At 61.9% G+C, this 24,664-nt stretch carries 27 protein-coding genes; 20 read left to right on the plus strand and 7 right to left on the minus strand.

The features are described from left to right. The first annotated feature begins 8 nt into the window (after nucleotides 1-8). From PSUM_RS08725 to PSUM_RS08760, 8 genes are all read left to right on the plus strand, one after another. A complete protein-coding gene (locus PSUM_RS08725; RefSeq protein ID WP_020796887.1) occupies nucleotides 9-923 on the plus strand; it encodes a LysR family transcriptional regulator in 915 nt (304 codons plus the stop codon). 69 nt (nucleotides 924-992) lie between these two features. Beyond that, nucleotides 993-2,501 (plus strand): sigma-54-dependent transcriptional regulator, encoded by a 1,509-nt coding sequence (locus PSUM_RS08730; protein WP_083349370.1) that lies wholly within the window; start codon nucleotides 993-995, stop codon nucleotides 2,499-2,501. A 398-nt stretch (nucleotides 2,502-2,899) separates the two neighbouring features. Further along, nucleotides 2,900-3,283 (plus strand): glycine cleavage system protein GcvH, encoded by a 384-nt coding sequence (gcvH, locus tag PSUM_RS08735; RefSeq protein ID WP_083349371.1) that lies wholly within the window; start codon nucleotides 2,900-2,902, stop codon nucleotides 3,281-3,283. Nucleotides 3,284-3,293: 10 nt separating this feature from the next. Next, nucleotides 3,294-6,143, plus strand: coding sequence for an aminomethyl-transferring glycine dehydrogenase (gene gcvP, locus PSUM_RS08740; RefSeq protein WP_083349372.1), 2,850 nt, complete (start codon nucleotides 3,294-3,296; stop codon nucleotides 6,141-6,143). Nucleotides 6,144-6,272: 129 nt separating this feature from the next. Next, on the plus strand, nucleotides 6,273-7,529 hold the full coding sequence (gene glyA / locus PSUM_RS08745) for a serine hydroxymethyltransferase (RefSeq protein WP_083349373.1): 1,257 nt from the start codon (nucleotides 6,273-6,275) through the stop codon (nucleotides 7,527-7,529). 155 nt (nucleotides 7,530-7,684) lie between these two features. After that, complete coding sequence (lipA, locus tag PSUM_RS08750; RefSeq protein ID WP_020799576.1) at nucleotides 7,685-8,641, plus strand: lipoyl synthase; 957 nt, start codon at nucleotides 7,685-7,687, stop codon at nucleotides 8,639-8,641. A 38-nt stretch (nucleotides 8,642-8,679) separates the two neighbouring features. Then, nucleotides 8,680-9,441: a M15 family metallopeptidase gene (locus tag PSUM_RS08755; protein WP_042955683.1), complete on the plus strand. Its 762-nt coding sequence runs from the start codon at nucleotides 8,680-8,682 to the stop codon at nucleotides 9,439-9,441. Then, nucleotides 9,438-10,160 (plus strand): L,D-transpeptidase family protein, encoded by a 723-nt coding sequence (locus tag PSUM_RS08760; protein ID WP_033043507.1) that lies wholly within the window; start codon nucleotides 9,438-9,440, stop codon nucleotides 10,158-10,160. The genes PSUM_RS08755 and PSUM_RS08760 overlap by 4 nt, the downstream gene beginning before the upstream one ends. On the opposite strand, the gene PSUM_RS08765 is transcribed toward PSUM_RS08760, so the two are convergent. The 3 genes from PSUM_RS08765 to PSUM_RS08775 all read right to left on the minus strand — a co-directional run bounded on the left by PSUM_RS08765 (nucleotide 10,063) and on the right by PSUM_RS08775 (nucleotide 13,656). Next, nucleotides 10,063-11,166 carry a sterol desaturase family protein gene (locus tag PSUM_RS08765; protein ID WP_083349374.1) on the minus strand — a complete coding sequence of 368 codons (1,104 nt, stop codon included), beginning with the start codon at nucleotides 11,164-11,166 and terminating at the stop codon, nucleotides 10,063-10,065. The genes PSUM_RS08760 and PSUM_RS08765 overlap by 98 nt on opposite strands. Before the next feature lie 148 nt (nucleotides 11,167-11,314). After that, the gene (locus PSUM_RS08770; RefSeq protein ID WP_083349375.1) at nucleotides 11,315-12,160 is read right to left on the minus strand and encodes a nitrilase-related carbon-nitrogen hydrolase; all 846 of its coding nucleotides are present in this window, start codon (nucleotides 12,158-12,160) and stop codon (nucleotides 11,315-11,317) included. Then, on the minus strand, nucleotides 12,157-13,656 hold the full coding sequence (locus PSUM_RS08775) for a purine-cytosine permease family protein (protein WP_083349376.1): 1,500 nt from the start codon (nucleotides 13,654-13,656) through the stop codon (nucleotides 12,157-12,159). The genes PSUM_RS08770 and PSUM_RS08775 overlap by 4 nt, the downstream gene beginning before the upstream one ends. 199 nt (nucleotides 13,657-13,855) lie before the next feature. Here PSUM_RS08775 and PSUM_RS08780 point away from each other — a divergent pair, with 199 nt between their 5' ends. Then, nucleotides 13,856-14,761, plus strand: coding sequence for a LysR family transcriptional regulator (locus PSUM_RS08780; protein ID WP_020799581.1), 906 nt, complete (start codon nucleotides 13,856-13,858; stop codon nucleotides 14,759-14,761). Nucleotides 14,762-14,870: 109 nt separating this feature from the next. Here PSUM_RS08780 and PSUM_RS08785 read toward each other — a convergent pair whose 3' ends face one another. Both PSUM_RS08785 and ggt read right to left on the minus strand, forming a co-directional pair. Then, the gene (locus PSUM_RS08785) at nucleotides 14,871-15,404 is read right to left on the minus strand and encodes a cysteine hydrolase family protein (protein ID WP_033044615.1); all 534 of its coding nucleotides are present in this window, start codon (nucleotides 15,402-15,404) and stop codon (nucleotides 14,871-14,873) included. Nucleotides 15,405-15,467: 63 nt separating this feature from the next. Then, nucleotides 15,468-17,195 carry a gamma-glutamyltransferase gene (gene ggt, locus PSUM_RS08790; RefSeq protein WP_083349377.1) on the minus strand — a complete coding sequence of 576 codons (1,728 nt, stop codon included), beginning with the start codon at nucleotides 17,193-17,195 and terminating at the stop codon, nucleotides 15,468-15,470. Nucleotides 17,196-17,330: 135 nt separating this feature from the next. On the opposite strand from ggt, the gene PSUM_RS08795 reads away from it, so the two are divergent. Continuing rightward, nucleotides 17,331-17,843: a methylated-DNA--[protein]-cysteine S-methyltransferase gene (locus PSUM_RS08795; protein WP_033044616.1), complete on the plus strand. Its 513-nt coding sequence runs from the start codon at nucleotides 17,331-17,333 to the stop codon at nucleotides 17,841-17,843. A 97-nt stretch (nucleotides 17,844-17,940) separates the two neighbouring features. Here PSUM_RS08795 and PSUM_RS08800 read toward each other — a convergent pair whose 3' ends face one another. Beyond that, a complete protein-coding gene (locus tag PSUM_RS08800) occupies nucleotides 17,941-18,387 on the minus strand; it encodes a hemerythrin domain-containing protein (protein ID WP_033042600.1) in 447 nt (148 codons plus the stop codon). A 145-nt stretch (nucleotides 18,388-18,532) separates the two neighbouring features. On the opposite strand from PSUM_RS08800, the gene PSUM_RS08805 reads away from it, so the two are divergent. After that, the gene (locus PSUM_RS08805; RefSeq protein ID WP_020799586.1) at nucleotides 18,533-18,958 is read left to right on the plus strand and encodes a GNAT family N-acetyltransferase; all 426 of its coding nucleotides are present in this window, start codon (nucleotides 18,533-18,535) and stop codon (nucleotides 18,956-18,958) included. Between the two features lie 136 nt (nucleotides 18,959-19,094). Here the strand turns inward: PSUM_RS08805 and PSUM_RS08810 are convergent, their stop codons facing one another. Further along, entirely contained in the window at nucleotides 19,095-19,445 is a 351-nt protein-coding gene (locus PSUM_RS08810) for a hypothetical protein (RefSeq protein ID WP_020799587.1), read from the minus strand. Between the two features lie 148 nt (nucleotides 19,446-19,593). Between PSUM_RS08810 and PSUM_RS08820 the strand changes: the two genes are divergently transcribed. The 9 genes from PSUM_RS08820 (at nucleotide 19,594) to PSUM_RS08860 (ending at nucleotide 24,588) form a co-directional block, all read left to right on the plus strand. Next, nucleotides 19,594-19,842, plus strand: coding sequence for a hypothetical protein (locus PSUM_RS08820; RefSeq protein WP_020799588.1), 249 nt, complete (start codon nucleotides 19,594-19,596; stop codon nucleotides 19,840-19,842). A 20-nt stretch (nucleotides 19,843-19,862) separates the two neighbouring features. Next, nucleotides 19,863-20,192: a DUF6388 family protein gene (locus PSUM_RS08825; RefSeq protein WP_083349378.1), complete on the plus strand. Its 330-nt coding sequence runs from the start codon at nucleotides 19,863-19,865 to the stop codon at nucleotides 20,190-20,192. 24 nt (nucleotides 20,193-20,216) lie between these two features. Next, nucleotides 20,217-20,921: a YoaK family protein gene (locus PSUM_RS08830; RefSeq protein ID WP_083349379.1), complete on the plus strand. Its 705-nt coding sequence runs from the start codon at nucleotides 20,217-20,219 to the stop codon at nucleotides 20,919-20,921. Nucleotides 20,922-21,119: 198 nt separating this feature from the next. Further along, nucleotides 21,120-21,512, plus strand: coding sequence for a sulfurtransferase complex subunit TusD (gene tusD / locus PSUM_RS08835; RefSeq protein WP_033042497.1), 393 nt, complete (start codon nucleotides 21,120-21,122; stop codon nucleotides 21,510-21,512). 1 nt (nucleotide 21,513) lies between these two features. After that, entirely contained in the window at nucleotides 21,514-21,876 is a 363-nt protein-coding gene (gene tusC / locus PSUM_RS08840; RefSeq protein WP_020799592.1) for a sulfurtransferase complex subunit TusC, read from the plus strand. Beyond that, on the plus strand, nucleotides 21,876-22,169 hold the full coding sequence (gene tusB, locus PSUM_RS08845) for a sulfurtransferase complex subunit TusB (protein WP_020799593.1): 294 nt from the start codon (nucleotides 21,876-21,878) through the stop codon (nucleotides 22,167-22,169). The genes tusC and tusB overlap by 1 nt, the downstream gene beginning before the upstream one ends. Continuing rightward, complete coding sequence (locus tag PSUM_RS08850; RefSeq protein WP_008062047.1) at nucleotides 22,166-22,501, plus strand: TusE/DsrC/DsvC family sulfur relay protein; 336 nt, start codon at nucleotides 22,166-22,168, stop codon at nucleotides 22,499-22,501. Before tusB ends, PSUM_RS08850 begins: the two co-directional genes overlap by 4 nt. Continuing rightward, nucleotides 22,498-23,499, plus strand: a complete 1,002-nt coding sequence (locus PSUM_RS08855; protein ID WP_033042491.1) for a glycosyl transferase family protein — start codon at nucleotides 22,498-22,500, stop codon at nucleotides 23,497-23,499. Before PSUM_RS08850 ends, PSUM_RS08855 begins: the two co-directional genes overlap by 4 nt. 90 nt (nucleotides 23,500-23,589) lie before the next feature. Continuing rightward, a complete protein-coding gene (locus PSUM_RS08860) occupies nucleotides 23,590-24,588 on the plus strand; it encodes a glutathione S-transferase family protein (RefSeq protein ID WP_033042494.1) in 999 nt (332 codons plus the stop codon). The last annotated feature ends 76 nt before the right edge of the window (nucleotides 24,589-24,664 follow it).

Here is a 24,664-nt window from a genome sequence, read left to right on the forward strand (position 1 = left end):
GGTTCCCGATGATCCAACTGCACGATGTCGACCTGAAACTGCTCAGGGTATTTGCCACGATTGTCCGCTGCGGCGGTTTCTCCGCCGCCCAGGCGGCGTTGAACGCCGGGCAGTCGACCATCAGCGAACAGATGACCCATTTGGAAACCCGCCTTGGGGTCAAGCTCTGCCAGCGCGGGCGCAGCGGCTTTCGCCTGACCGAGCAAGGCGTGGCGATCCATGAAGCCACCCAGCGCCTGCTGTCGGCGGTGGAAAATTTCTGCATGGACGCCGACGTACTCAAGCAGCACATCAGCGGCAAGCTCAACCTGGGGATCATCGACACCACCATCACCGACCCCGATTCGCCGATCCCGCGCACCACCCAGCGCTTCGTGTCGCGCGGGCATGACGTACACCTGAACGTGTACGTCGGCACTCCGGCAGAACTGGAAGAACGGGTGCTCGACGGTCGCCTGCACCTGGCCATCGGGCATTTTCCGATCCATGTACCGGGCCTGCTGCAATCGCCGCTGTATCAGGAAGCGCTGGGCTTGTATTGCGGGCGCCGGCACCCGCTGTATGGGAGCACGGCCGAAGGTGCCGAGTTGCTCGAAGAAATCGGCGCGGGTCGCATCGTCGTACGCGGCTACATGCAGCAATACGACCTGGAACACTTGGGCGTGAGCAAGGCGGCGGCCACCGTGGACAATATCGAAGCCTCGGCGATCCTGATCATCTCCGGCGCCTACATGGGTTTTCTGCCCGAGCACTTCGCCGCCCAGTGGCTCAAGTCAGGCGAAATGCATCAACTGGGCCCGGCGAGCCTGCGGCTGAAATCACCGTTCGACGTGATCACCCGGCGCGGTGTGGCACCGCCGCCGATCCTGCAGGCGTTTCTCGAGGACCTGGCGGCCAGCACCCGCAAAACGGCCAATGGATGACGTGACGCTCGCCAAACTCGAATTCGCCCCGGCATACTGATTTTCGTTCGCCCATCTTGCAGGCCTGTCATGCGCATCCACGTCACCTTCATCGACCGCGTCGGCATCACCCAGGAAGTGCTGGCCCTGCTCGGCGGGCGCAGCTTCAATCTGGACGCCGTGGAGATGGTGCCGCCGAACGTCTACATCGACGCCCCGACCCTCGGCGCCGAAGTACTGGAAGAGTTGCGCGAGGCACTGTTCGGCGTGCGCGGTGTGCAGGCGGTGACCCTGGTCGACATCCTTCCGGGGCAACGTCGGCGCCTGCAACTGGACGCCTTGCTGGCCGCCAGTTCCGACCCGGTGCTGGCGGTCGATGATCGTGGGCACGTGCTGCTGGCCAACCCGGCATTGATCGCCCTGTGCGGTCGCGAACCGGCCGGTGAATCTCTGAGCGCGCTGTTCGACGATACCGATTTGCAACGCACCTTGATCGCCCAGCATTTCCGCCTGCCCATGCACGAGGTCAGTCTTGGTGGCCACACGTTGCTGCTCGACGCCATGCCGATTACCGACGCTGGCGCCCTGCTCACCCTCTATCAGCCGAATCGCATTGGCGAACGTCTCTCGGCGCTGCACCATGATCACGCCGAAGGTTTCGATGCGCTGCTCGGCGAGTCGCCGTCGATCCGCTCGCTCAAGGCCCGCGCGCAACGGGTGGCGGCCCTCGACGCACCGCTGTTGATCCAGGGAGAAACCGGCACCGGCAAGGAACTGGTGGCCCGCGCCTGTCACGCAATCAGCGGTCGCCGTGACAAGCCGTTCCTGGCCCTCAATTGCGCGGCGCTGCCCGAGAGCCTGGCCGAAAGCGAGCTGTTCGGCTACGCCCCCGGAGCGTTCACCGGGGCACAACGGGGTGGCAAGCTCGGGCTGCTGGAACTGGCTGACCAGGGGACGGTATTTCTCGACGAAGTCGGCGAGATGTCGCCGTACCTGCAAGCCAAGCTGCTGCGTTTTTTGAGTGATGGCTGCTTCCGCCGGGTCGGGGGCGATCGCGAGGTCAAGGTCAATGTGCGGATCCTCAGCGCGACCCACCGCGACCTGGAAAAAATGGTCGGCGAAGGGCACTTTCGCGAAGACCTGTTCTACCGCCTCAATGTCCTCAACCTGCAGGTGCCGCCACTGCGCGAACGTGGCCACGACATCCTGTTGATGGCCCAGCACTTCATGCAGCAGGCTTGCGCGCAGATCCAGCGCCCGGTCTGTCGCCTGGCGCCCAGCACCTTTCCCGCCCTGCTTGGAAACCGCTGGCCGGGTAACGTGCGGCAACTGCAAAACGTGATCTTTCGCGCGGCGGCGATCTGCGAGAACCCGTTGGTGGACATTGACGACCTGGACATTGCGCGCACCGCTGTGGAGCGCCGGAACGATGGCGAGGTGGGCAGCCTTGAGGAGGCTGTCGAGGGGTTTGAAAGGAATTTGCTGGAGCAGCTTTACCAAAGTTATCCATCCAGCCGGCTACTCGCGGCGCGCCTGCAAACGTCCCATAGTGCGATTGCCATTCGGTTGCGCAAGTACGGCATACCCAACAAGTCGTAAATTCGACCCCGCCCCGTAGGAGCTGCCGCAGGCTGCGATCTTTTGATGTTGATCTTTTCCTGAGCCGCCGAAGATCAAAATCAAAAGATCGCAGCCTTCGGCAGCTCCTACAAAGAGTTGTTTGCAAATCGATACAGCGTATCGAAATCAAGACAAAACCTTCTCAACCTGTCTACACCGGACTTCGGCCCCTTCCCTTCCCGTGCCTGTCTTGATTTCAATACGGCAACCGCGCATCAATTTGCCCAATAAATCACTAAGCCATTGATTTAAAACAACTAATCAACCTTGGCACCACCCTTGCTATCTCTCCTCCAGCCAAGCTCGCTACCCACACCCGAGCCTGCCCATCGCCTCCGCCACCTGCAGCGGATGAGTCTGAACAATGAGGAGTTGATATGAGCGAATTGCGTTTTACCGTCGAACACGAATGGCTGCGCACCGAAGCTGACGGCACTGTCACCGTTGGCATCACGGCGTTTGCCCAACAGGCATTGGGGGATGTGGTATTCGTTCAGGTGCCTGAGTTGGGCAGCTTCGACGCCGGAGCCGAAGTGTCGGTCGTGGAATCGGTGAAAGCCGCCAGCAGCATCGGCATGCCGTTGGACGGTGAGGTGCTGCACGTGAATTCGGAACTGGACAGCAACCCGGAGCTGGTCAACGAAGACCCGCTGGGCGAAGGCTGGTTCTTCCGTTTCCAGCCCGCTGACGCTGCCGCGCTCGGCCAACTGCTGGATCAGGACGCCTACGACCGCCTTATCAAAGCCCAAGCCGAAGCCTGAGGAGCCTGCCATGACTATCAATCTCAGCACCGCCAATGAATTCATCGCCCGCCACATCGGCCCCCGCGCCGGTGACGAGCAAGCCATGCTCAACACCCTCGGCTTCGACTCCCTCGAAGCCCTGAGCGCCAGCGTCATTCCCGACAGCATCAAGGGCACCAGCGTGCTCGGCCTGGAAGACGGCCTGAGCGAAGACGACGCCCTGGCGATGATCAAAGGCATCGCCGGCAAGAACCAGCTGTTCAAGACCTTCATCGGCCAGGGCTACTACGGCACCCACACGCCGTCGCCGATCCTGCGCAACCTCCTGGAAAACCCGGCCTGGTACACCGCCTACACCCCGTACCAGCCAGAAATTTCCCAGGGCCGCCTCGAAGCCCTGCTGAACTTCCAGACCCTGATCAGCGACCTCACCGGCCTGCCGATCGCCAACGCCTCCCTGCTCGACGAAGCCACCGCGGCCGCCGAAGCCATGACCTTCTGCAAGCGCCTGAGCAAGAACAAGGGCAGCCACCAGTTCTTCGCCTCCGTGCATTGCCACCCGCAGACCCTCGACGTGCTGCGCACCCGTGCCGAACCGCTGGGCATCAAGGTGGTGGTCGGTGACGAGCGCGAACTGAGCGACGTGACGCCGTTCTTCGGCGCCCTGCTGCAGTACCCGGCGAGCAACGGTGACGTGTTCGACTACCGCGAACTGACCGAGCGCCTGCACGCCGCCAACGCCCTGGTGGCCGTGGCCGCCGACCTGCTGGCCCTGACCCTGCTGACCCCGCCGGGCGAATTCGGTGCCGACGTGGCCATTGGCAGCGCGCAACGCTTCGGCGTGCCGCTGGGCTTCGGTGGCCCGCACGCGGCGTACTTCTCCACCAAGGATGCGTTCAAGCGCGACATGCCGGGCCGTCTGGTCGGCGTCTCGGTGGACCGTTTCGGCAAGCCGGCCCTGCGCCTGGCGATGCAGACCCGCGAGCAGCACATCCGCCGCGAGAAGGCCACGTCCAACATCTGCACCGCCCAGGTGCTGCTGGCCAACATCGCCAGCATGTACGCCGTGTACCACGGTCCGCAGGGCCTGACGCAGATCGCCCAGCGTGTACACCAGTTGACCGCGATCCTGGCCCAAGGCCTGAAAGCGATCGGTCTGAACGTCGAGCAAGAACACTTCTTCGACACCCTGACCCTGAACACCGGCGCCAACACCGCAAAACTGCACGAGCAGGCCCACGCCCAGCAGATCAACCTGCGCGTGGTCGACGCTGAACGTCTGGGCCTGTCCCTGGATGAAACCAGCACCCAGGCTGACGTCGAAACCCTGTGGGCGCTGTTCGCCGCGGGCCAGGCCCTGCCGGACTTCGCCGCCCTCGCCGCCGCCACGCAAGCGACCCTCCCGGCCGCGCTGCTGCGCCAGTCGCCGATCCTCAGCCACCCGGTGTTCAACCGCTACCACTCGGAAACCGAGCTGATGCGCTACCTGCGCAAGCTGGCGGACAAGGACCTGGCGCTGGACCGCACCATGATCCCGCTGGGCTCGTGCACCATGAAACTCAACGCCGCCAGCGAAATGATCCCGGTGACCTGGGCCGAATTCGGCGCCCTGCACCCGTTCGCCCCGGCCGAACAAAGCGCCGGCTACCAGCAGCTGACCGATGAACTGGAAGCGATGCTCTGCGCCGCCACCGGCTACGACTCGATCTCGCTGCAGCCGAACGCCGGTTCGCAAGGTGAATACGCCGGCCTGCTGGCCATCCGCGCCTACCACCAGAGCCGTGGCGAAGACCGTCGCGACATCTGCCTGATCCCGTCCTCGGCCCACGGCACCAACCCGGCCACCGCACAGATGGCCGGCATGCGCGTGGTGGTCACCGCCTGCGACGCCCGCGGCAACGTCGACATCGAAGACCTGCGCGCCAAGGCCATCGAGCACCGCGAGCACCTCGCCGCGCTGATGATCACCTACCCGTCGACCCACGGCGTGTTCGAGGAAGGCATCCGCGAAATCTGCGGCATCATCCACGAGCACGGCGGCCAGGTGTACATCGACGGCGCCAACATGAACGCCATGGTCGGCCTCTGCGCCCCGGGCAAGTTCGGCGGCGACGTCTCGCACCTGAACCTGCACAAGACCTTCTGCATTCCCCACGGCGGTGGCGGTCCGGGCGTCGGCCCGATTGGTGTGAAATCGCACCTGGCGCCGTTCCTGCCAGGCCACGCGCACATGGCGCGCAAGGAAGGCGCGGTGTGCGCCGCGCCGTTCGGCAGCGCGAGCATTTTGCCGATCACCTGGATGTACATCCGCATGATGGGCGGCGCCGGCCTCAAGCGCGCCTCGCAGCTGGCGATCCTCAACGCCAACTACATTTCCCGTCGCCTGGAAGAGCACTACCCGGTGCTGTACACCGGCAGCAACGGCCTGGTGGCGCACGAATGCATCCTCGACCTGCGCCCACTGAAAGACAGCAGCGGCATCAGCGTCGATGACGTGGCCAAGCGCCTGATCGACTTCGGCTTCCATGCCCCGACCATGTCCTTCCCGGTGGCCGGCACCCTGATGATCGAGCCGACCGAAAGCGAATCCAAGGAAGAACTGGACCGCTTCTGCGACGCCATGATCCGCATCCGCGAAGAAATCCGCGCGGTGGAAAACGGCACCCTGGACAAGGACGACAACCCACTGAAAAACGCCCCGCACACCGCGGCGGAGTTGGTCGGCGAGTGGTCGCATCCGTACAGCCGTGAGCAGGCGGTTTATCCGCTGGACACTTTGATCGACGCCAAATATTGGCCGCCTGTGGGCCGTGTCGACAACGTGTTCGGCGACCGCAACCTGATCTGCGCGTGCCCATCCATCGAAGACTACGCATAACCCCCGTAGGAGCTGCCGCAGGCTGCGATCTTTTGATCTGGCTTTAAAAAATCAAAAGATCGCAGCCTCGTTGCACTCGTCAGCTCCTACAGGTGCCCCCCATTTCGAGAACAACAGAGGACTTTCACCATGTTCAGCAAGCAGGACCAGATCAAAGGCTACGACGACGAACTGCTGGCGGCGATAAATGCCGAGGATGCGCGGCAGGAGCACCACATCGAGCTGATCGCTTCGGAGAATTACACCAGCCAACGGGTCATGGAAGCGCAAGGCAGCGGCCTGACCAACAAGTACGCCGAAGGCTATCCGGGCAAGCGCTATTACGGCGGTTGCGAGTATGTCGACGTGGTCGAGCAACTGGCCATCGACCGCGCAAAACAATTGTTCGGCGCCGACTACGCCAACGTCCAGCCGCACTCCGGCAGCCAGGCCAACGCGGCCGTGTACCTGGCGTTGCTGCAGGCTGGCGACACCGTGCTTGGCATGAGCCTGGCCCATGGCGGTCACCTGACCCACGGGGCCAAGGTGAGTTTTTCCGGCAAGCTCTACAACGCCGTGCAATACGGCATCGACACCGCGACCGGGCTGATCGACTACGACGAAGTCGAACGCCTGGCCGTCGAGCACCAGCCGAAAATGATCATCGCCGGATTCTCCGCTTACTCCAAGACCCTGGATTTTCCGCGTTTCCGTGAGATCGCCGACAAGGTCGGTGCCTGGCTGTTCGTCGACATGGCCCACGTCGCCGGGCTGGTGGCCACCGGTCTGTACCCGAACCCGCTGCCCTACGCCGACGTGGTCACCACCACGACCCACAAGACCCTGCGCGGTCCGCGCGGTGGCCTGATCCTGGCCAGGGCCAATCCGGAACTGGAAAAAAAGCTCAACGCTGCCGTATTCCCCGGTGGCCAGGGCGGTCCGCTGATGCATGTGATCGCCGCCAAGGCCGTGTGCTTCAAGGAAGCGCTGGAGCCGGCGTTCAAGACTTACCAGGCACAAGTGATCCGCAACGCCCAGGCGATGGCGCAGGTGTTTATCGAACGGGGCTATGACGTGGTGTCCGGTGGTACCGACAACCACCTGTTCCTGGTCAGCCTGATCCGCCAGGGCTTGACTGGCAAGGACGCTGACGCCGCCCTGGGCCGTGCCGGCATCACCGTGAACAAGAACGCGGTGCCCAACGATCCGCAGTCGCCGTTCGTGACCTCAGGCCTGCGCATCGGCACGCCGGCAATCACCAGCCGTGGTTTCAAGGAAGCCCAGAGCATCGAGCTGGCAGGCTGGATCTGCGACATCCTCGATCACCTGGGCGATGCCGATGTCGAGGCCCAGGTCGCCCGCCAGGCTGCGGCGATGTGCAGTGATTTCCCGGTGTACCGCGACTGATCACACAACACAAACCCCTGTGAAAAACCTGTGGGAGCGAGCCTGCTCGCGAAGGCGGAGTGTCAGTCGACATCTGTGCTGGATGTTCCACCATCTTCGCGAGCAGGCTCGCTCCCACAGTTCCGGTTCTTGTCTGACATACCTTGGGAGCATCTATGAACACAGTGCAAGTCGGCACAAAACTGCGCGGCGCGGAAAAAGTCGCGCGGATTCCAGTGAAAATCATCCCCACCGAGGACCTCCCGCGCAAACCCGACTGGATCCGGGTACGCATGCCGGCCTCCCCCGAGGTCGACCGGATCAAGCAATTGCTGCGTAAACACAAGCTGCACAGCGTCTGCGAAGAAGCCTCGTGCCCGAACCTGGGCGAGTGTTTTTCCGGGGGGACTGCGACATTCATGATCATGGGTGACATCTGCACCCGTCGCTGCCCGTTCTGCGATGTCGGCCACGGGCGCCCGAAGCCGCTGGATGTGGATGAGCCGACCAACCTCGCCGTGGCCATCGCTGAACTGCGCCTCAAATACGTGGTGATCACCTCGGTGGACCGCGACGACTTGCGCGATGGCGGCGCCCAACACTTCGTCGACTGCCTGCGCGAAATCCGCAAGCTATCGCCGGGCATTCAACTGGAAACCCTGGTGCCGGACTATCGCGGACGGATGGACGTCGCCCTGGCGATCACCGCCCTTGAGCCGCCCGATGTGTTCAACCACAACCTGGAAACCGTTCCGCGCCTGTACAAGGCCGCACGACCCGGCTCGGATTTCGAGTGGTCGCTGGATCTGCTGCAAAACTTCAAGCAGCGGGTACCACAGGTCCCCACCAAATCCGGGCTGATGCTGGGCCTGGGAGAAACCGACGAAGAAGTGATCGACGTCATGCAGCGCCTGCGCGAGCACGATGTCGACATGCTCACCCTCGGCCAATACCTGCAACCGTCGCGCAGCCACTTGCCGGTCCAGCGTTTCGTGCACCCGGACGTGTTTGCCTGGTTCGCCGAGGAAGGCGCACGCATGGGCTTCAAGAACGTCGCGTCCGGGCCATTGGTGCGCTCGTCCTATCACGCCGATCAACAACTTCATGGAGGTGCCGCCGATTTCAAGCCATGATGAAGTGACTTGTCATGCCATTACGCAGGCCCGACCCGATGCCATTTGTCGTTCAAACATTGCTCCCGCTCCTCAGCCTCGCCTTATCGGGTGTCGCCGCTGCCGAGCCCCGGCCCGAGCACATGGTGTATTTACGCACGATCGATCCGGGTATCGAACAGGACATTCGTTATGCCAGCGCCCACAACTTCACCGGGCACCCGCTCGAGGGTTATGAAGCGCCCGAGTGCTTGCTGTCGCAGGATGCCGCCAAAGCCCTCGCCCGGGTACAAACGGCACTGCGGGCGCAAGGCTATGGCCTGAAGGTGTTCGATTGCTATCGCCCCAGTCGCGCGGTCGCGGACATGGGGCGCTTCGCCACTGAGCCGGGCGATCCGCTTAAGGCCGAATTCTATCCACGGGTGGATAAGCAAGACTTCTGGCGCCTGGGCTATGTGGCGCGCGTATCGAATCACTCCAAAGGCAGCACCGTCGACCTGAGCATGACGGGACCGGACGCCCTGCCCGCCGACACCTGGACGCCATCTGCCACGCCAGTCGATTGCACGGCGCCTTATGGGCAGCGTTGGCACGACGGCGCAGTCGACATGGGCACCGGTTTTGATTGCTTCGACGAGCGCGCCCATACCGATTCGACGTCGATCACGGCGACGGCCATGGAAAATCGCCAGCGACTGACCCGCGCCATGGCGCAGGAGGGATTCACCGGTTACTCCGCCGAGTGGTGGCACTTCACCTATACCCGGGATGCGACATTGAACACCGTCATGAACTTCCCCATCACCCCGCTGGCACCATGAACAGCCTTGGCAGAATCTGCGCGTTGCTGATCCTGTTGCTGCCCTGTGCCGCAATGGCCCAAGGGCTCGACGGTAGTGGCCAGTTGATCGTGGTCACCAGCAAGCACTGGGACGACATCCAGGGCAGCGCCCAGCGTTATGAACGGCACGGGGACAGCTTCCAGAAAGTCGAAGCGCCGTTTGCCGTCGTGCTGGGAAAAAATGGCATGGGCTGGGGCAAGGGACTGCTCGACACCGGGCAACTTCAGGGGCCGGTGAAACAGGAAGGCGATGGAAAGGCACCCGCCGGGATGTTCAAACTCGGCAGCGCTTTTGGCTACGACGCTTCAAGTGAAACCCGCCTGCCCTACCTCGCACTGACCTCGACCATCGAATGCGTGGATGACAGCCGGTCCGCTCATTACAACGAATTGGTCGACGGCGCCACGATGGCCCAAGACTGGAACAGCTCTGAACGCATGCGTCGCCATGATGACTTGTACCGCCAGGGCATTTTCATCGAGCACAACACACCCGCATCCCCCGCCGCCGGTTCCTGCATCTTCTTCCACATCTGGCGTGGCCCCACACTACCGACGCGGGGCTGCACCGCGATGGACCCAATGGATATCGCACGCCTGCTCAGTTGGCTGGACCCACGCCAGTCCCCGCTGCTGGTGCAACTGCCCGAGACGCAGTACGAGCAGTTGCGCGAACGCTGGAACCTGCCTGCGCGCTGACCGCAAGCGAGCGCCTGGCCAGGCGGATCTTGCCCAGCGTTTCGACAAAGGGCGTGATGATCAGGCTGTAGACGGTCAGGTAACGGCCATGATCCGCTTCGCAGGTGCCGAAGCGGATGGGCTCCGGTTGCGTTTGGGTGACGTACAGCGTGCCGAACATCCAGTCCCAGAGTGACAGGTTGACCCCGAAGTTCTTGTTGAAGTGCCGCGGCGCATCGCTGTGGTGGACCTGGTGCTGGGCCGGGCTGTTCAGCACATGCTCGACCACAGGCCCGAAGGACAGCCAGACATGACTATGGCGCAGATTGGCCGCCAAGGCATTGAGGATGAACACCATGTAGGTCACGCCGAACAGCGTATAGCGGCTGATCTCCCCGCCACAGGCGTACCAGAAGAGTCCGGCAAAGGCGCTGATGAACACGAGGTCAGTCAACCGCTCGACCACTTTCTCGAGGAAATGCACCCGACTGGCCGTGGCCGGGACCAGCACCGTCGCCGAATGATGGACTTTGTGGAACGCCCACAGGTAGCGCGAATGGTAAGCGCGGTGGGCCCAGTAATGGATGAAGTCCTGCAGCAGGAACACACCCAGGCCATAGAGCAAGGTCAGGACCAAGTGCTCCTCGACCTGCACCCGTGCACCCCACAGCTGAGTGAAAAAGCGGATGTAGTCACCGGAACGCAACACATAGGGGTCCACTAGCCCGACGATGGGCACCACCAGCACGACCTTGAGGATCGCGCGCACGAAGTAGTAGCGGTAATCGAGCAGCGCCGAGGGATGAAAATGCACACGGTTGCCGCCGATGAACTGCCAGAAGCTGTGCGCGTCCGTCAGCCCGCGAGCTCGGCGCCAGCGGAACAGGCCGTAGGCAACGGAGTAGGAGATGAAAAGAAAGGCGACGCAGAGACGGCCATTGAGGTCGAAGAGCCCGAGGAACTGGTTGCTGACAGGTATAAATACCCACCTGGACAGGTATTGCTCGATCAGTGCGAGAACATCCATGAAAGGCTGCCCCCTGCTGAAAGTAGAGCGTTGTGTGTGGGATGGAAAAACGCGTGTCGCAGGAACACGGCGGGCCGGCTCCTGCGGGACATTATTGCGGATGTATCTTATTCAGGTCTTGGGATTTCGGCAACCTCTGGGCCAAACGTCACTTCACTTCACTGCTCAAGCCATACAGCTGCGGCCGGCGGTCCCGGTGCAGGTCATTGCGCTCGCTGATGCGCTTGTTGCGGGCCTCGGCCAGGTTCAGGTTGGCCAGCAGCATCTGCTCGCCACCCTGCTCCGCCGGACCGGCCACCGGATAACCGTCGGCGTCGACGATCACCGAACCTTGCACCCAACTCACCCCGCGCTCAACACCATGACGGTCACAGGCGGCGATGAACATGCGGTTGACCGAGGCATTGGCCTGCACCCGCAAGACTTCCGCCGGGCGCTCGGATTGCGGTCGCGGGCCGTCGGGCCAGTTGACCGGCGCACAGAGCAGGTCGGCACCGGCCAGCGCCGGCAGGCGCACCCATTCGGGGAACTCCAGGTCGTAGCAGATCAGCATGCCGATGCGCCCGTGGACCGTTTCGATCACCGGCGGTGCGGCAGTGCCGGCTGTGAAAACTTCTTTCTCCGCATCCCACAGGTGCGCCTTGCGGTACACCGCGCGCAAACCCCGGGTATCGATCAGTGCCGCGCTGTTGGCCAGCTCATCCCCGGCCAGACGCTCGCAGAATCCACCGACGATGACCATGTTCAAATCACTGGCCAGCGCCTGCCACAGGCGCAAGGTCGGCCCCTCGGCGGTTTCCGCGAGGGCCAGTGCTTCCGCGCGGTCGGCAAACAGGTAGCCGCTCTGCACCAGCTCCGGCAACACCACCACCTGGGCACCCTGCAGGGCCGCCGAACGGATCGCGCGTTCGGTGAGCGTGCGGTTGTACGCGAGGTCGCCGATTTTCGGCGCCAATTGGCAGCAGGCGACCCGGATATTCTTTGCCGTGTTCAACGCACCGACTCCGTGGATGAATGGGTCATGGCGATAATCTCGTTTTCACTGATCGCCTCGATGACCCGGCGCTCGGCGGCCAGGTCGAGGGAGCGGCTGAGCAGGTAATAGGTCAGGCCCGAAACCAGCAGGCCCACCAGCCAGGCGATGTCCACGCCTTCCAGCACCCGTGCCATAGGACCGACGAAGACTTCCTTGCTGGCGGCGGCATCGTAGATGTAGAAGAACGGCACCATGGCGGCAAAGCCGATCAGGTAGGCCACGATGCCGCGAAACTGCCACGCGCCGTAGATGCCCTTCGGCGTGAAAAAATGCGGGATCGCGTAGCCGCCCTTGCGCACGAAGAAATAGTCCACCAGGTTGACGGCGGTCCAAGGCACGAGGAAGTACAACAGCAACACGAGGAAGGTGTTCAGCAGCGCGATGCCGTCACCCTTGATCGACAGCACGCAGGTCAGCAGGATGATGCTGATGGCACTGATCGACAGCACACGGGCGCGAGGTGTCGGGGTGATCTTGCTGATCGAATCGACGCCGGTCAGCAGCGTCAGCATGGCGCTGTAGGTGTTCAGCGCAATGATCGGCAGGAAGCCCGCCACCGACACCACCACCAACAGATTGCCCAGCCCGGGAATCATCGAGGAACCTACCTGGTTCAATGCCACCAGCGCATCCACCGCTTTCAGTTCCTGGGCGAGCCAGGCACCGAGGCCGATCATCCAGCTGCCCGACAGCGACGCGCCGATGAATATCGCCGCGATCAGTTTCGGCCGGCTGGTGTTTTTCGGCAGGTAGCGCGAATAGTCGGAGACATAGGGTGCATAGGAAATGTTGTAGCTGGCACCAATGGCGAACAGGGTAGCGAAGGCGATCCAGCTGAAGCCGAGGTCGCTGGCCGGCGTGACGCCCTCGGAACCCGCGCCGAACATCAGGGCGATGGTCACCAGGGCATACAACGGCAGCGTCGCCAGCAGCGCCCACTTGAAGGCTTTGTGCATCAGGTCGTGGCCGAAGATCGACAGCAGTGCGCCGATCAGTACCACGGTCACGGCGACGATGGTCGGGTCGATGCCGAACACATGCTCCAGCCCGTTCATGATCAGCGAGACGTTCACCACGTTGAAACCGACGAACACAAACATTGTCGCCATCAGCGCCAGGATCACCCCGCGATAGCCGAACTGGGCACGGGACTGGATCATCTGCGGCAGGCCCATTTCCGGCCCTTGCGAGCCGTGGAAAGCCATGAAGATCGTGCCGAACATGATGCCCAGCGCACCGGCCAGCAGGGTCCACAGCGCCGACAAGCCCAGGCTGGGGCCGACGAAACCGATGGAGATGGTGAAGAAGTGGAAGTTGCCGAGAAACCAGAACGGCCCCTGGCTGCTGAGTTTGGCGTGACGTTCGTTTTCCGGGATGTAATCGATCGAGTGGCCTTCGATGGCCAACCCGCCGCCCGCCTCGGTGGCGTGCGCAGAAAGTGGGGATCCTGACATACGATAGTTCCTATGCAGTAGATTGTTTTTATTTTGAGCGCAGTGGTCGATTCGACGTCCAGATCTGGCAAAACTCCAGAAAAAGCTGACGAAGACCCTGGTTTCCCTGCAATGTATGGCGTTGGCCGCAGCGATAAAATATCCAAGGCGCACTGTTCACATAGATCGGCGTCAATGTAATCGAGTATCGGGAGCCCCCATGCTGGGAACTGTAACGGAGCTGGATCTGCGCCTGATCCGGGTATTTCTCACGGTGGTCGAGGCTGGCGGGATCTCGGCGGCGCAAACAGCCCTCAATACCACGCAACCGACTATCAGCGCACAACTGGCGACGCTGGAGGCACGGGTGGGTTTTCGCCTGTGCGAACGCGGTCGCGGCGGATTTTCCGTAACGCCCAAGGGTGGTCAGTTCGTCGAGGCAGCGCGACGCTTGCTGGCTGCCGCCGAGGGCTTCAGGGTTGAAGTGCAGCACATCAACCGCAAAGTCTCGGGCAACATCAACGTCGGCCTGCTGGGGCAGATCGACCCGGTAGCGAACAAGAAAATCGGCTTGGCCATTGCCCGCCTGAGGGCTCGGCACGAGGGGCTGTACTTTCACTTCACCGAACTGTCTTCATCGCTGCTGGAAGAGAAAATCATCAACGGCCATATTGATCTGGCGATCGGTTATTTTTGGCATCGCTTGCCCAATATCGACTACTTCCCGTTGTTCCAGGAAACCCAGATCGCCTACTGCGCGCCGTCACACCCGCTGTTCGAGCAGGTGGGTGCGCTGACGCGCGAGGATGTCAGCCAGCATGACTGGGTCTGGCCCAGCCATCCCTTGCCGGAAATGCCGGCGCCGACCTCGATCGAACGCTTGACCGTGCTCACTGACAGCATGGACGGAGCGGCCCTGCTGATCCTGTCCGGCCAACACCTGGGCTTCCTGCCGCAGCATTATGCGGCCCGGCATGAACAGCTCGGGCAGCTGCATCCGCTCAATCCGCAATTGCTGCGCTACGAGGTCGGCTTTCACGCAGCGGTGCGGCATTCGGCGCGGCAGCGGGAGCTGGTCAGTGCGTTCCTCAATGAGCTGATCGATATCTTCAGCGCACCCTTGTAGGAGCGAGCCTGCTCGCGATGGACTTCAGAGCGCCTCGGGGTGTCAGGTTTCCAGCGTTATCGTTAACGTCCATCGCGAGCAGGCTCGCTCCTACAGGGGGGTGGTGTTATCAGAAGCGGATTTCAGCGGCAGGGACCACGTCGATCCGCGCCACCGAACTGCTCAGGTCGGCCCAATCCTTGTTGTGTTCGGCAATGATGTCTTCGGCCGTGGTTTTGCCATTGTCGACAGTGGAATGCGCGTCGGCGGCCAACACCACGTCGTAACCCAGTTGATGCGCCTGGCGCAGGGTTGCATTCACGCAGTAATCGGTTTGCAGGCCGCAGATGACCAGGCGATCGTAGTCTTGCACCGGCACCAGTTTCTGCAGGTTGGTCTGATAGAACGAATCACCGGTGGTTTTACGTACGCGATGATCCTCGGGCGCAGTGTGCAGCCCTTGCGCCAATTGCCAGCCTGGAGCGCCATGCTTCAACAGGTCGCCCTCTTCTTCGTGCTGGATCAGCACCACTGCCACGCCGGCTTTTCTCGCCCGGGCACTCAGGCCATTGATCGTTTCAATGACGCGCTGGATCTCGAAGCACTCGTACTCGCCGGAGCACAGGGCCTGCTGGACGTCGATGATTAACAGTGCGGTGGTCATGGTACCTTCCTTGATGAGTTGAAAAATCAGGGGACGCGTGCGCCCCCCATTCAAACACAACCATCAGTAACCCAGCGACAACCCGGTATTACGCCGTGGATCGTTGGCCCCGTAGAAACGGTTCTTGCCCACCGGCTTGCCCTCCAGCGACGGAGCCCCTACCAGGATTGCTGCCAGGTGGTTGGCGTCCTGGGGACCGGCAAACTTGTGGCCCCAGCTTTCGAGGATCTTCACCGTGTCGGGACTGGTGGTGAAGGTCTCCAGGTTGGTTTCCTCCGGCAGCCATTGCTGGTGGAAACGCGGCGCATCGACCGCTTCCTGGATGTTCATGCCGTAGTCGATCACGTTGAGCATGGTCAGCAGGGTCGCGGTGATGATGCGGCTGCCACCGGGGGTGCCGACCACCATTACCACTTTGCCGTCCTTGGTGACGATGGTTGGGCTCATGGACGACAACGGCGCCTTGCCGGGCGCGATGGCATTGGCCTCGCCCTGCACCAGGCCGTACATGTTCGGTACGCCGACTTTCGAGGTGAAATCATCCATTTCGTCGTTGAGGATGACCCCGGTCTTGCTGGCCATGACCCCGGCACCGAACCAGTCGTTGAGGGTGTAGGTCACCGATACCGCGTTGCCCCATTTGTCGACGATGGAGTAATGGGTGGTGTTGCTGCCCTCATGGGGCGCCACGCCGGGCTTGAGATCCTTGGAGATGCCGGCCTTTTGCGGCTGGATGGCTTCGCGCAGCTTGGTCGCGTAGTTTTTGTCGAGTAAATGCGCGATCGGGTTTTTCACGAAGTCCGGGTCGCCCAGGTAGCTGTTGCGGTCCACATAGGCGTGGCGCATCGCTTCGATCTGGTAGTGCATGCCCTGGGCCGAGTGGTAGCCCAGGTCCTTCATCGGATAGCCTTCGAGGATGTTCATGATCTGGCAGATCACCACCCCGCCGGAGCTCGGTGGCGGTGCCGAGACCACATGGTAGCCGCGATAGTCACACTCGATGGGTGCCAACTCGCGCGTCTTGTACTTGTCGAGGTCGGCCTGGGTGATGATGCCCTTGTTGGCTTGGCTGGAGGTGACGATGGCGTCGGCCACCCAGCCCTTGTAGAAACCGTCGGCGCCTTTCTCGGAGATTTCCCGCAGGGTTTTGCCGAGGTCTTTCTGTACCAGTTTCTGGCCGACCTGCATCGGCTCGCCATTGCTCAGGAAGATCGCGCCGGAATCCTTGATGTCCTTCTTGAACACGTCGGTGGCGTACTCCAGCAACTCGACATCGCCCTGCTCCATCACGAAGCCGTCTTCCGCCAGCTTGATCGCCGGGGCGATCACTTCCTTGCGCGGCTTGGTGCCGTATTTGGACAGCGCCAGCTCCATGCCGGACACGGTGCCCGGCACCCCGACGGCCAAGTGTCCGCGGGTGCTCAGGTCGGGGACGACGTTGCCCGCCTTGTCCAGGTACATGTCGGCGGTAGCGGCCAGCGGGGCTTTTTCACGGAAGTCGAGGAAGGTCTTACGACCGTCGGCGAGTTGAATGGTCATGAAACCGCCACCCCCCAGGTTACCGGCCGCGGGATACACCACCGCCAGCGCGTAACCCACTGCGACAGCGGCGTCGACCGCATTGCCGCCGTTCTTCAGCACATCCACGCCCACATGACTGGCCAAATGCTGGGCGGTGACCACCATGCCGTTTTCAGCCGCGACCGGGGCCACAGAGGCCGCATGGGCCATCAGGCAGCTGAGCGCCAACGAGGTCGCAATCAGCGATTTGGCAAAAGGTTCGTACTTCATGAGTCGGTCTCTTTTTGTTTTAAAGTAGGAAAACGCTTCAAGAGCAGTAGGCAGTATGGTCGGGATTGCATATTGCGCCTCCCCGGCGAGGCAGTATGCTTAACACCTGTTCAGCAATTCGGCGATGCGTGCGGCATGACCTACACCTACATCACCTTGGCATCACCCGTCGGCGAGTTGAAGCTGGTAGCGAACGATTGCCGTCTGGCGGCCATCCTCTGGGAAAATGACAAACCAGGCCGGGTGCGCCTCGGCCCGATGGATGAAGCGCCGGACAACCCGGTCCTGATGCGCACTGCGCAACAGTTGCGCGAATACTTCGCGGGCACACGCCAGGCGTTCGAGCTCGACCTTGATTTTGCCGGGACGGAATTTCAGAAGAAGGTCTGGAGGGCCTTGTTGACCATTCCCTTTGGCCAGACCCGCAGCTACAGCCAGATCGCCGAGCAGATCGGCCACCCGAGCGCGGTGCGGGCAGTGGGTGCGGCGAATGGCAGGAATCCGATTTCGATCATCGCGCCCTGTCATCGGGTGATTGGCGCGTCGGGGAAATTGACCGGGTTTGCCGGGGGGCTGGAGGCGAAGCAGACGTTGCTCACGCTGGAAGGCGGCCAATGGCCCGAAACCGCGCGCCTCCCGGGCTTTTGATCTTGTAGGAGCTGCCGCAGGCTGCGATCTTTTGATCTTGTTGTTTAAAAAGCAAAGTCAAAAGATCGCAGCCTGCGGCAGCTCCTACAGGACTACATCACGCCGGTGTAGAAAGCTGCGCCTTGTATTCCTTTTGATACTGCGTCGCCAGCGACTCTTTCTGCTTGTCGTCAAGCAACTTGCCCGCCATCTGGAAGAACTTCTGCTCCTCTTCTTCAAGGTGGTGATGGACCTTCTCGGACAATTTCTTCGCCGTCGCCAGCCAGGCCGGGCTGGACATCTCGGTGCTGTCCAGTTCTTCCATCATCTCATCCATCTCGTGGTGCTCGGAGATCGCGTGGCGACTGAGGTCTACGCCATTGTCGAATTCCATCAGCGGGATGTAGAAATGCCGTTCTTCAGCGGTTTCGTGAGCCTGCAGTTCTGACTTGAGCTGCTTGTATGCGTCGACGCGCTCAGGGGTATCGCCGCTGGTGCGGATCAGGGCTTTGGCGTAGGTACGCTGGCGCTCGTGGCTTTCGCGCAAGGCTTCGAAAATATTCACGGAATGTCCTCATCAGTCGCACTCGGGAATGGCGCGTCACAACAAGTGACCTCCGCGCACTGGCGACGGTTCCACTGGCTGAGGGTCATGGAACTATGGCGGCAACCACGATAGGCTGCCGATTCACTGCCATAAGGACATTGCCATGAACCTGCGGATAGAGTTCTCGCCCACCCCCACGGAAGAAGAGCGCCAGGCCATCCTGATGCCGCTGCGCGCCTACAATGCCTCGAAGGCCGACGGCGCCGTACCCGAGCATATCGCCCTGCTGGTACGTGACGAAAACGATGTGATCCTTGGTGGCCTTTACGCCAGGTTGTTCTACCAGTGGATGTTCATCGACCTGCTATCGGTGCCGGAGCAGGCCCGGGGACAGGGCATGGGCACGAAGCTGATGCAGATGGCCGAAGACCTGGCGCGGGAGAAAAAATGCGTGGGAATGTGGCTCGATACCTTTGAATTCCAGGCACCGGAGTTCTACAGGAAATGCGGCTACAGCGAGATTGGGCATATCGCCGACTACCCGCCGGGGTACAAGCACTTCTTCTTCCAGAAGCGCCTGGACTACTGATCACAACGCGAATCCCTGTAGGAGCTGCCGCAGGCTGCGATCTTTTGATCTTCGACGGACTTGAGATCGAGAAAAAACAAGATCAAAAGATCGCAGCCTGCGGCAGCTCCTACAGGGCATGCATCAACCCATCAGATCAGAGGCAGGTGGCCAGTGCCGCCAAGCGGCGCTTGGCGACGAAGTCGTCTTGCTGAGCGTAGTAACTCAATACGGTGCCCGAGGCATCGGTGGTCACGTCGACGAACGACTCGGCCGAGCGGGTATAGACGGTGGTGCTCCCCTTCGCTCCCGGCTCCAGGTACGCCGCAGCATCAACGCCGAACACCGCTTCGTCCTGCCAGGAATACTGCACGCACTGGGCGACGTCCTTGGCCGGCTTGTCGGAGTTCAAGGTCTTGTACGGGGCCTTGGTACGAGCATCGTTCATCGCCGAGCCCGCGCATCCCGCCAGCAAGGTAGCGGCCAGCGCCACCATCAGAATTCGCATTGCATTCACTCATGAGGAAAAAGCGGACTGTATCACCGCGGCAGGGCGTATCGTTCTGCTTTACTTCATTAAAACCGCGACATCGCGTGACGATTCGCGCACCCTGTCGAGCCAATAGCGCTGTATTACACCTTTCACTGGACGCCCCATGACACCCAACGCCGAGTTTTACAAACCGACCACTGAATATGCCGACAAGCTGATCAGCCAGATCGGTCAGACACCGTCCTGGATCGCCAAGCGAATCGGCGTCACCGACAAGCGCATTCGTTACATCCTTGAGGGCGAAAGAACCGTCAAGGGTGAAACCACGCCGATCCAGATGACCTATACCGAGCAGTTTGCACTCGAATGTCTGGCGGCAGCGGCCAAGGCCAGCAAGAAGCAGTCTTCGTAATTCGTACTCAAGGAGCGACCATGGCGGCACCCGAGCAACAACACGAACTGGCGCTGGAAAAGTTTCTCGACCAACGTCCCGAACTGCGCATCGAGCTCGACCACCTCAACCCGCTGCTGGCCCAGGCCAAGGGCGAGACCCTCGCGCAGTTTCGCGATGATCGTTTACACGAGGCCTTTGAAGCCGAAGCCGAGCGCCTGGGTTTGTTTGCCTGGGAGCTGACACTGCAATTGACCGCCGCCACTCCTGAGGACTATCAGGCCCAGCGCCTGGAAGTGCACCGGGAAGTCGCGCAAATGGCCGGCATGGACTGGCTGGAGTATTGCGACCTGTACGGGATACAACCGTAACCTTTGCTGAGGATCACTGCATCGATGCTGCCCACCGCCTCGAAGACCCACGCCAGCCCCGGACACCTGCACACGCAGAAATGGCGTGGGCGCATCGGCCTGAGCCTGGTGGCCATGCTTTCGGTGCTGGCCGGCATGACTGACGCGATCGGTTTCATGGCCAGTGGCGATTTCGTCTCGTTCATGAGCGGCAATACCACCCGGATGGCCGTCGCCATCAGTGCCGGCGACCTTGGGTTGACCCTGCGCCTGGTGATCCTCATCGCCACCTTCATCTTTGGCAATGCGCTGGGCATTATCGTCAGCCGCCTGAGCAGGCGCCGGTCACTGCCCTTGCTGTTGTGCATTGCCGCCCCGCTGTGCGCCGCAGCGGCCTGGCCCTATGACTCGCAATTGCCTGCCCTGCTGGCAGCCATCATCGCCATGGGCATGCTCAATGCCGCCGTGGAAGAGGTCAACGGCCTGCCGGTCGGCCTGACCTATGTGACCGGAGCCCTGTCGCGCTTTGGCCGCGGACTGGGGCGCTGGATGCTCGGCGAGCGCCGCAACGGTTGGCGCGTGCAACTGATCCCCTGGACCGGCATGTTCGCCGGCGCGGTACTCGGTGCCGTGCTGGAACATCATTTCGGGCTCAAGGCGCTGTTTGCCAGCGGCCTGCTGGCGGCTGCGCTGGGAGTGCTGTCACTGAAGATCCCGCGGCGTTGGCAGTTGGGCTACATGCCGCGCTGATTTTTTTGCTGCCTGTGCGGGCCTCTTCGCGAGCAGGCTCGCTCCCACAGGTTTTGCGGTGCAGCTGTGAACTTTGCCATCACACAAATCCCTGTGGGAGCGAGCCTGCTCGCGAAGGGGCCCACACCGGTAACATCGATTTAGCCCCTGCGCCGATAAAGCTTTATCATGGCCGCAGTTTCGCTGATCGAGTCCGCCATGAAGTTCGCCATCGCCGTATTTTCCGCCGCCCATGCGCCCTCTTCGCGCCGCGCCTTGCTGTTCGCCCAGGCGCTGCTTGCCGGCGGGCATGAGATTGTCCGGCTGTTTTTCTACCAGGATGGCGTTTACAACGCGTCCGGCAGCGTGGTCACACCCCAGGACGAGCTGGATGTGCCCCGGCAATGGCGCACCTTCGTCAGCGAAAACCAACTCGATGGCGTGGTGTGCATCGCCGCCGCCTTGCGCCGTGGCGTGTTGAACGAGGAGGAAGCCAGGCGCTATCAGCGCGAGGCTGTCGCCGTCGGCGCGCCGTGGGAATTGTCCGGGCTGGGGCAGTTGCATGACGCCGTGCAGGATGCCGACCGCCTGATCTGCTTCGGAGGTGCGTGAAATGGCCAAGTCCTTGCTGATCATCAGCCGCCAGTCGCCCTGGTCCGGTCCAGGCGCACGCGAAGCGCTGGACATCGTGCTGGCGGGAGGCGCCTTCGATCTGCCGATCGGCCTGCTGTTTCTCGACGACGGCGTGTTCCAGCTCGCCCCTCATCAGCACGCCAAGGCCCTGCAACAGAAAGACCTGAGCGCCAACCTGCAGGCGCTGCCGATGTTCGGCGTCGAAGAACTGTTTGTCTGTGCCGACAGCGCTGCCGAACGTGGCCTGGACCCAGGTGCCCTGGCACTGGAGGAAGCCCGCGTGTTGGCCGCCCACGAAATCACCGCACTCATTGACCATTACGACCAGGTGATCACCCTCTGATGTCGACTTTGCATGTGTTGTCTCATTCCCCGTTCGGCGACGACCGCCTGAACAGCTGCCTGCGCATAATCGGCGCCAACGACGCATTGCTGCTGTGCGGTGACGCCGCCTATGCCCTGCAGCCGGGCAGCGCCCCTTTCACGGCGCTGAGTGCGCGCGGCCTGGCCCTCTACGTGCTGGCCGAAGATGCCCAGGCCCGGGCTATCGAAGTTCCGGGTTGGGCTACGGCTGTCGATTATCCGGCCTTCGTCGAACTGTCGATCCACCACGCCAAGGTCAACAGCTGGTTATGAATGTATTGACGGTCGGCGCGCGCGCCATCGAGCTGGACAAGGACGGTTTTCTGCTGGAGCTCAGTGACTGGTCGGCAGACGTCGCCAGTGCCCTGGCCGCCGCCGAAGACATCGAGTTGAGCCCGGAGCACTGGGAAATCCTCGAACTGTTGCGCAGCTTCTACGCCGAATTCCAGCTGTCGCCGGCGACCCGGCCGCTGATCAAGTACACCGCATTGAAACTCGGCCCGGACAAAGGCAACAGCCTGCACCTGAACCGACTGTTCAAAGGCACCCCTGCCAAACTCGCCGCGAAACTGGCGGGCCTGCCCAAACCGACGAATTGCCTATGACCGACTACCCAGCGTTGACCCTCGAAACGCCCGCCGAGCACCCGTTCGCCCAATTCGTGCGCATCCTCGGCAAAGGCAAGCGTGGTGCCCGTGACCTGACGCGTGAAGAAGCCCGCGCCGCCATGGGCATGGTGCTTGACGACCAAGTCGAGGACACCCAGCTCGGCGCGTTCCTGATGCTGTTGCGCCACAAGGAAGAAAGCGCGCAGGAAATGGCCGGTTTTACCGAGGCCCTGCGCGAGCGCTTGCAAGCGCCGGCACTGGCGGTCGACCTCGACTGGCCGACCTATGCCGGCAAGAAGCGTCATCTGCCGTGGTACCTGCTGGCCGCCAAGTGCCTGGCGCAGAACGGTGTGCGGGTGTTCATGCACGGTGGCGGCGCGCACACCGCCGGTCGACTCTACAGCGAACAACTGCTCGATGAACTGAACATCCCGTTGTGCCGCGACTGGCAGCAGGTCGGCACAGCGCTGGACAACGGCGGCCTGGCCTTCATGCCGTTGGTGGATTGGGCGCCGCAACTGCAGCGCATGATCGACCTGCGCAACACCCTCGGCCTGCGCTCGCCGATCCACTCCCTGGCGCGCATTCTCAATCCGTTGGGCGCCCGTTGCGGCCTGCAAAGCATCTTCCACCCCGGCTATCAGGCAGTGCATCGCGATGCCAGCGGCTTGCTCGGCGACACTGCGATCGTGGTCAAGGGCGATGGCGGCGAGATCGAGATCAACCCCGACGCCGACAGCCACTTGTACGGCACCACCGGCGGCGAGAGCTGGGATGAGGAGTGGCCGCAACTGTCGAGCCAGCGCCACGTCAAACCCGCCAGCCTGGAACCGGCGCACCTCAAGGCGGTATGGCGCGGCGAAGTGGTGGACAGCTACCCGCAAATGGCCCTGATCTCGACCATGGCCCTGGCGCTGCGCGGCCTCGGCCATAGCCGCGAGCAGGCGTTCGAGACTGCCCAACAGTACTGGGATGCGCGGGACAAATCGATTTAATCGATCATAACCCATTAATATTTGCGCTTTTTTATCGAACCTATGAGCTTAGACTCCTCTCCAACGCTTATCGATTGAGGAGACTTGGACATGGGTTTGTTAGTTGAAGGTCGCTGGCAGGACAAGTGGTACGAAAGCAAGGACGGCACGTTCCAGCGCGAACAGGCGCAACGTCGCAACTGGGTCACCGCTGACGGCCAACCGGGCCCCAGTGGTGTCGGTGGTTTCGCCGCTACGCCAGGGCGCTATCACCTCTACGTGTCGCTCGCCTGTCCCTGGGCCCATCGCACGCTGATCCTGCGCAAACTCAAGGGCTTGGAAAGCCTCATCGACGTGTCGGTGGTCAGCTACCTGATGCTGGAGAACGGTTGGACGTTCGACAAGTCCCACGGCTCCACCGGCGACAAACTCGATCACTTTGACTTCATGCACCAGCGCTACACCGCCGACACCGCCGACTACACCGGCCGCGTCACGGTGCCGGTGCTTTGGGACAAACAACAGAAACGCATCGTCAACAATGAATCGGCGGAAATCATCCGCATGTTCAATGGCGCCTTCGATGAACTGACCGGCAATGACCTGGATTTCTATCCGGCACCGCTGCGTGGCGAGATCGACGCGCTGAACGAGCGAATCTATCCGGCCGTGAACAACGGCGTATACCGCGCTGGGTTTGCTACCTCGCAAACCGCCTATGAGGAGGCCTTCGATGAACTGTTCGCAGAACTGGATCGCCTGGAGCAGCTGTTAAGTGCCAATCGCTACCTGACCGGCGAGTACCTGACTGAAGCGGACATCCGCCTGTTCACTACGCTGATTCGATTCGACGCGGTCTATTACGGTCACTTCAAGTGCAACCTGCGACGCATTGCCGACTATCCGAACCTGTCGAATTGGCTGCGGGAGATTTACCAGTGGCCAGGGATTGCCGAGACGGTGGATTTCACCCATATCAAGCATCACTACTACGGCAGCCACAAGACCATCAACCCGACGGGGATCGTGCCGAAAGGGCCGCAGCAGGATTTCACCACGGCCCATGATCGGGAGCGGCTGAGCGGGAAAGGGGTTTGGCGCAGGGCCTGAAAGCTGATCGTTCCCATGCTCCGCGTGGGAATGCATCCCGTGACGCTCCGCGTCACAGCGTTAGAAGCGGAACGCA

This window comes from Pseudomonas umsongensis (assembly GCF_002236105.1).
GTDB classification, from domain to species: Bacteria; Pseudomonadota; Gammaproteobacteria; order Pseudomonadales; family Pseudomonadaceae; genus Aquipseudomonas; species Aquipseudomonas umsongensis.

What these genes read in the sequence shown, in the direction of transcription:
- tusB (WP_020799593.1), top strand. Translation starts at nt 21,876, where the DNA reads ATGTCGACTTTGCATGTGTTGTCTCATTCCCCGTTCGGCGACGACCGC.
- PSUM_RS08785 (WP_033044615.1), bottom strand. Translation starts at nt 15,404, where the DNA reads ATGACCACCGCACTGTTAATCATCGACGTCCAGCAGGCCCTGTGCTCC.
- PSUM_RS08795 (WP_033044616.1), top strand. Translation starts at nt 17,331, where the DNA reads ATGACCTACACCTACATCACCTTGGCATCACCCGTCGGCGAGTTGAAG.
- PSUM_RS08825 (WP_083349378.1), top strand. Translation starts at nt 19,863, where the DNA reads ATGGCGGCACCCGAGCAACAACACGAACTGGCGCTGGAAAAGTTTCTC.
- tusD (WP_033042497.1), top strand. Translation starts at nt 21,120, where the DNA reads ATGAAGTTCGCCATCGCCGTATTTTCCGCCGCCCATGCGCCCTCTTCG.
- lipA (WP_020799576.1), top strand. Translation starts at nt 7,685, where the DNA reads ATGAACACAGTGCAAGTCGGCACAAAACTGCGCGGCGCGGAAAAAGTC.
- PSUM_RS08830 (WP_083349379.1), top strand. Translation starts at nt 20,217, where the DNA reads ATGCTGCCCACCGCCTCGAAGACCCACGCCAGCCCCGGACACCTGCAC.
- PSUM_RS08755 (WP_042955683.1), top strand. Translation starts at nt 8,680, where the DNA reads ATGCCATTTGTCGTTCAAACATTGCTCCCGCTCCTCAGCCTCGCCTTA.
- PSUM_RS08730 (WP_083349370.1), top strand. Translation starts at nt 993, where the DNA reads ATGCGCATCCACGTCACCTTCATCGACCGCGTCGGCATCACCCAGGAA.
- PSUM_RS08805 (WP_020799586.1), top strand. Translation starts at nt 18,533, where the DNA reads ATGAACCTGCGGATAGAGTTCTCGCCCACCCCCACGGAAGAAGAGCGC.
- PSUM_RS08810 (WP_020799587.1), bottom strand. Translation starts at nt 19,445, where the DNA reads ATGCGAATTCTGATGGTGGCGCTGGCCGCTACCTTGCTGGCGGGATGC.
- gcvP (WP_083349372.1), top strand. Translation starts at nt 3,294, where the DNA reads ATGACTATCAATCTCAGCACCGCCAATGAATTCATCGCCCGCCACATC.
- tusC (WP_020799592.1), top strand. Translation starts at nt 21,514, where the DNA reads ATGGCCAAGTCCTTGCTGATCATCAGCCGCCAGTCGCCCTGGTCCGGT.
- ggt (WP_083349377.1), bottom strand. Translation starts at nt 17,195, where the DNA reads ATGAAGTACGAACCTTTTGCCAAATCGCTGATTGCGACCTCGTTGGCG.
- PSUM_RS08820 (WP_020799588.1), top strand. Translation starts at nt 19,594, where the DNA reads ATGACACCCAACGCCGAGTTTTACAAACCGACCACTGAATATGCCGAC.
- PSUM_RS08855 (WP_033042491.1), top strand. Translation starts at nt 22,498, where the DNA reads ATGACCGACTACCCAGCGTTGACCCTCGAAACGCCCGCCGAGCACCCG.
- PSUM_RS08775 (WP_083349376.1), bottom strand. Translation starts at nt 13,656, where the DNA reads ATGTCAGGATCCCCACTTTCTGCGCACGCCACCGAGGCGGGCGGCGGG.
- glyA (WP_083349373.1), top strand. Translation starts at nt 6,273, where the DNA reads ATGTTCAGCAAGCAGGACCAGATCAAAGGCTACGACGACGAACTGCTG.
- PSUM_RS08760 (WP_033043507.1), top strand. Translation starts at nt 9,438, where the DNA reads ATGAACAGCCTTGGCAGAATCTGCGCGTTGCTGATCCTGTTGCTGCCC.
- PSUM_RS08850 (WP_008062047.1), top strand. Translation starts at nt 22,166, where the DNA reads ATGAATGTATTGACGGTCGGCGCGCGCGCCATCGAGCTGGACAAGGAC.
- PSUM_RS08765 (WP_083349374.1), bottom strand. Translation starts at nt 11,166, where the DNA reads ATGGATGTTCTCGCACTGATCGAGCAATACCTGTCCAGGTGGGTATTT.
- gcvH (WP_083349371.1), top strand. Translation starts at nt 2,900, where the DNA reads ATGAGCGAATTGCGTTTTACCGTCGAACACGAATGGCTGCGCACCGAA.
- PSUM_RS08725 (WP_020796887.1), top strand. Translation starts at nt 9, where the DNA reads ATGATCCAACTGCACGATGTCGACCTGAAACTGCTCAGGGTATTTGCC.
- PSUM_RS08780 (WP_020799581.1), top strand. Translation starts at nt 13,856, where the DNA reads ATGCTGGGAACTGTAACGGAGCTGGATCTGCGCCTGATCCGGGTATTT.
- PSUM_RS08860 (WP_033042494.1), top strand. Translation starts at nt 23,590, where the DNA reads ATGGGTTTGTTAGTTGAAGGTCGCTGGCAGGACAAGTGGTACGAAAGC.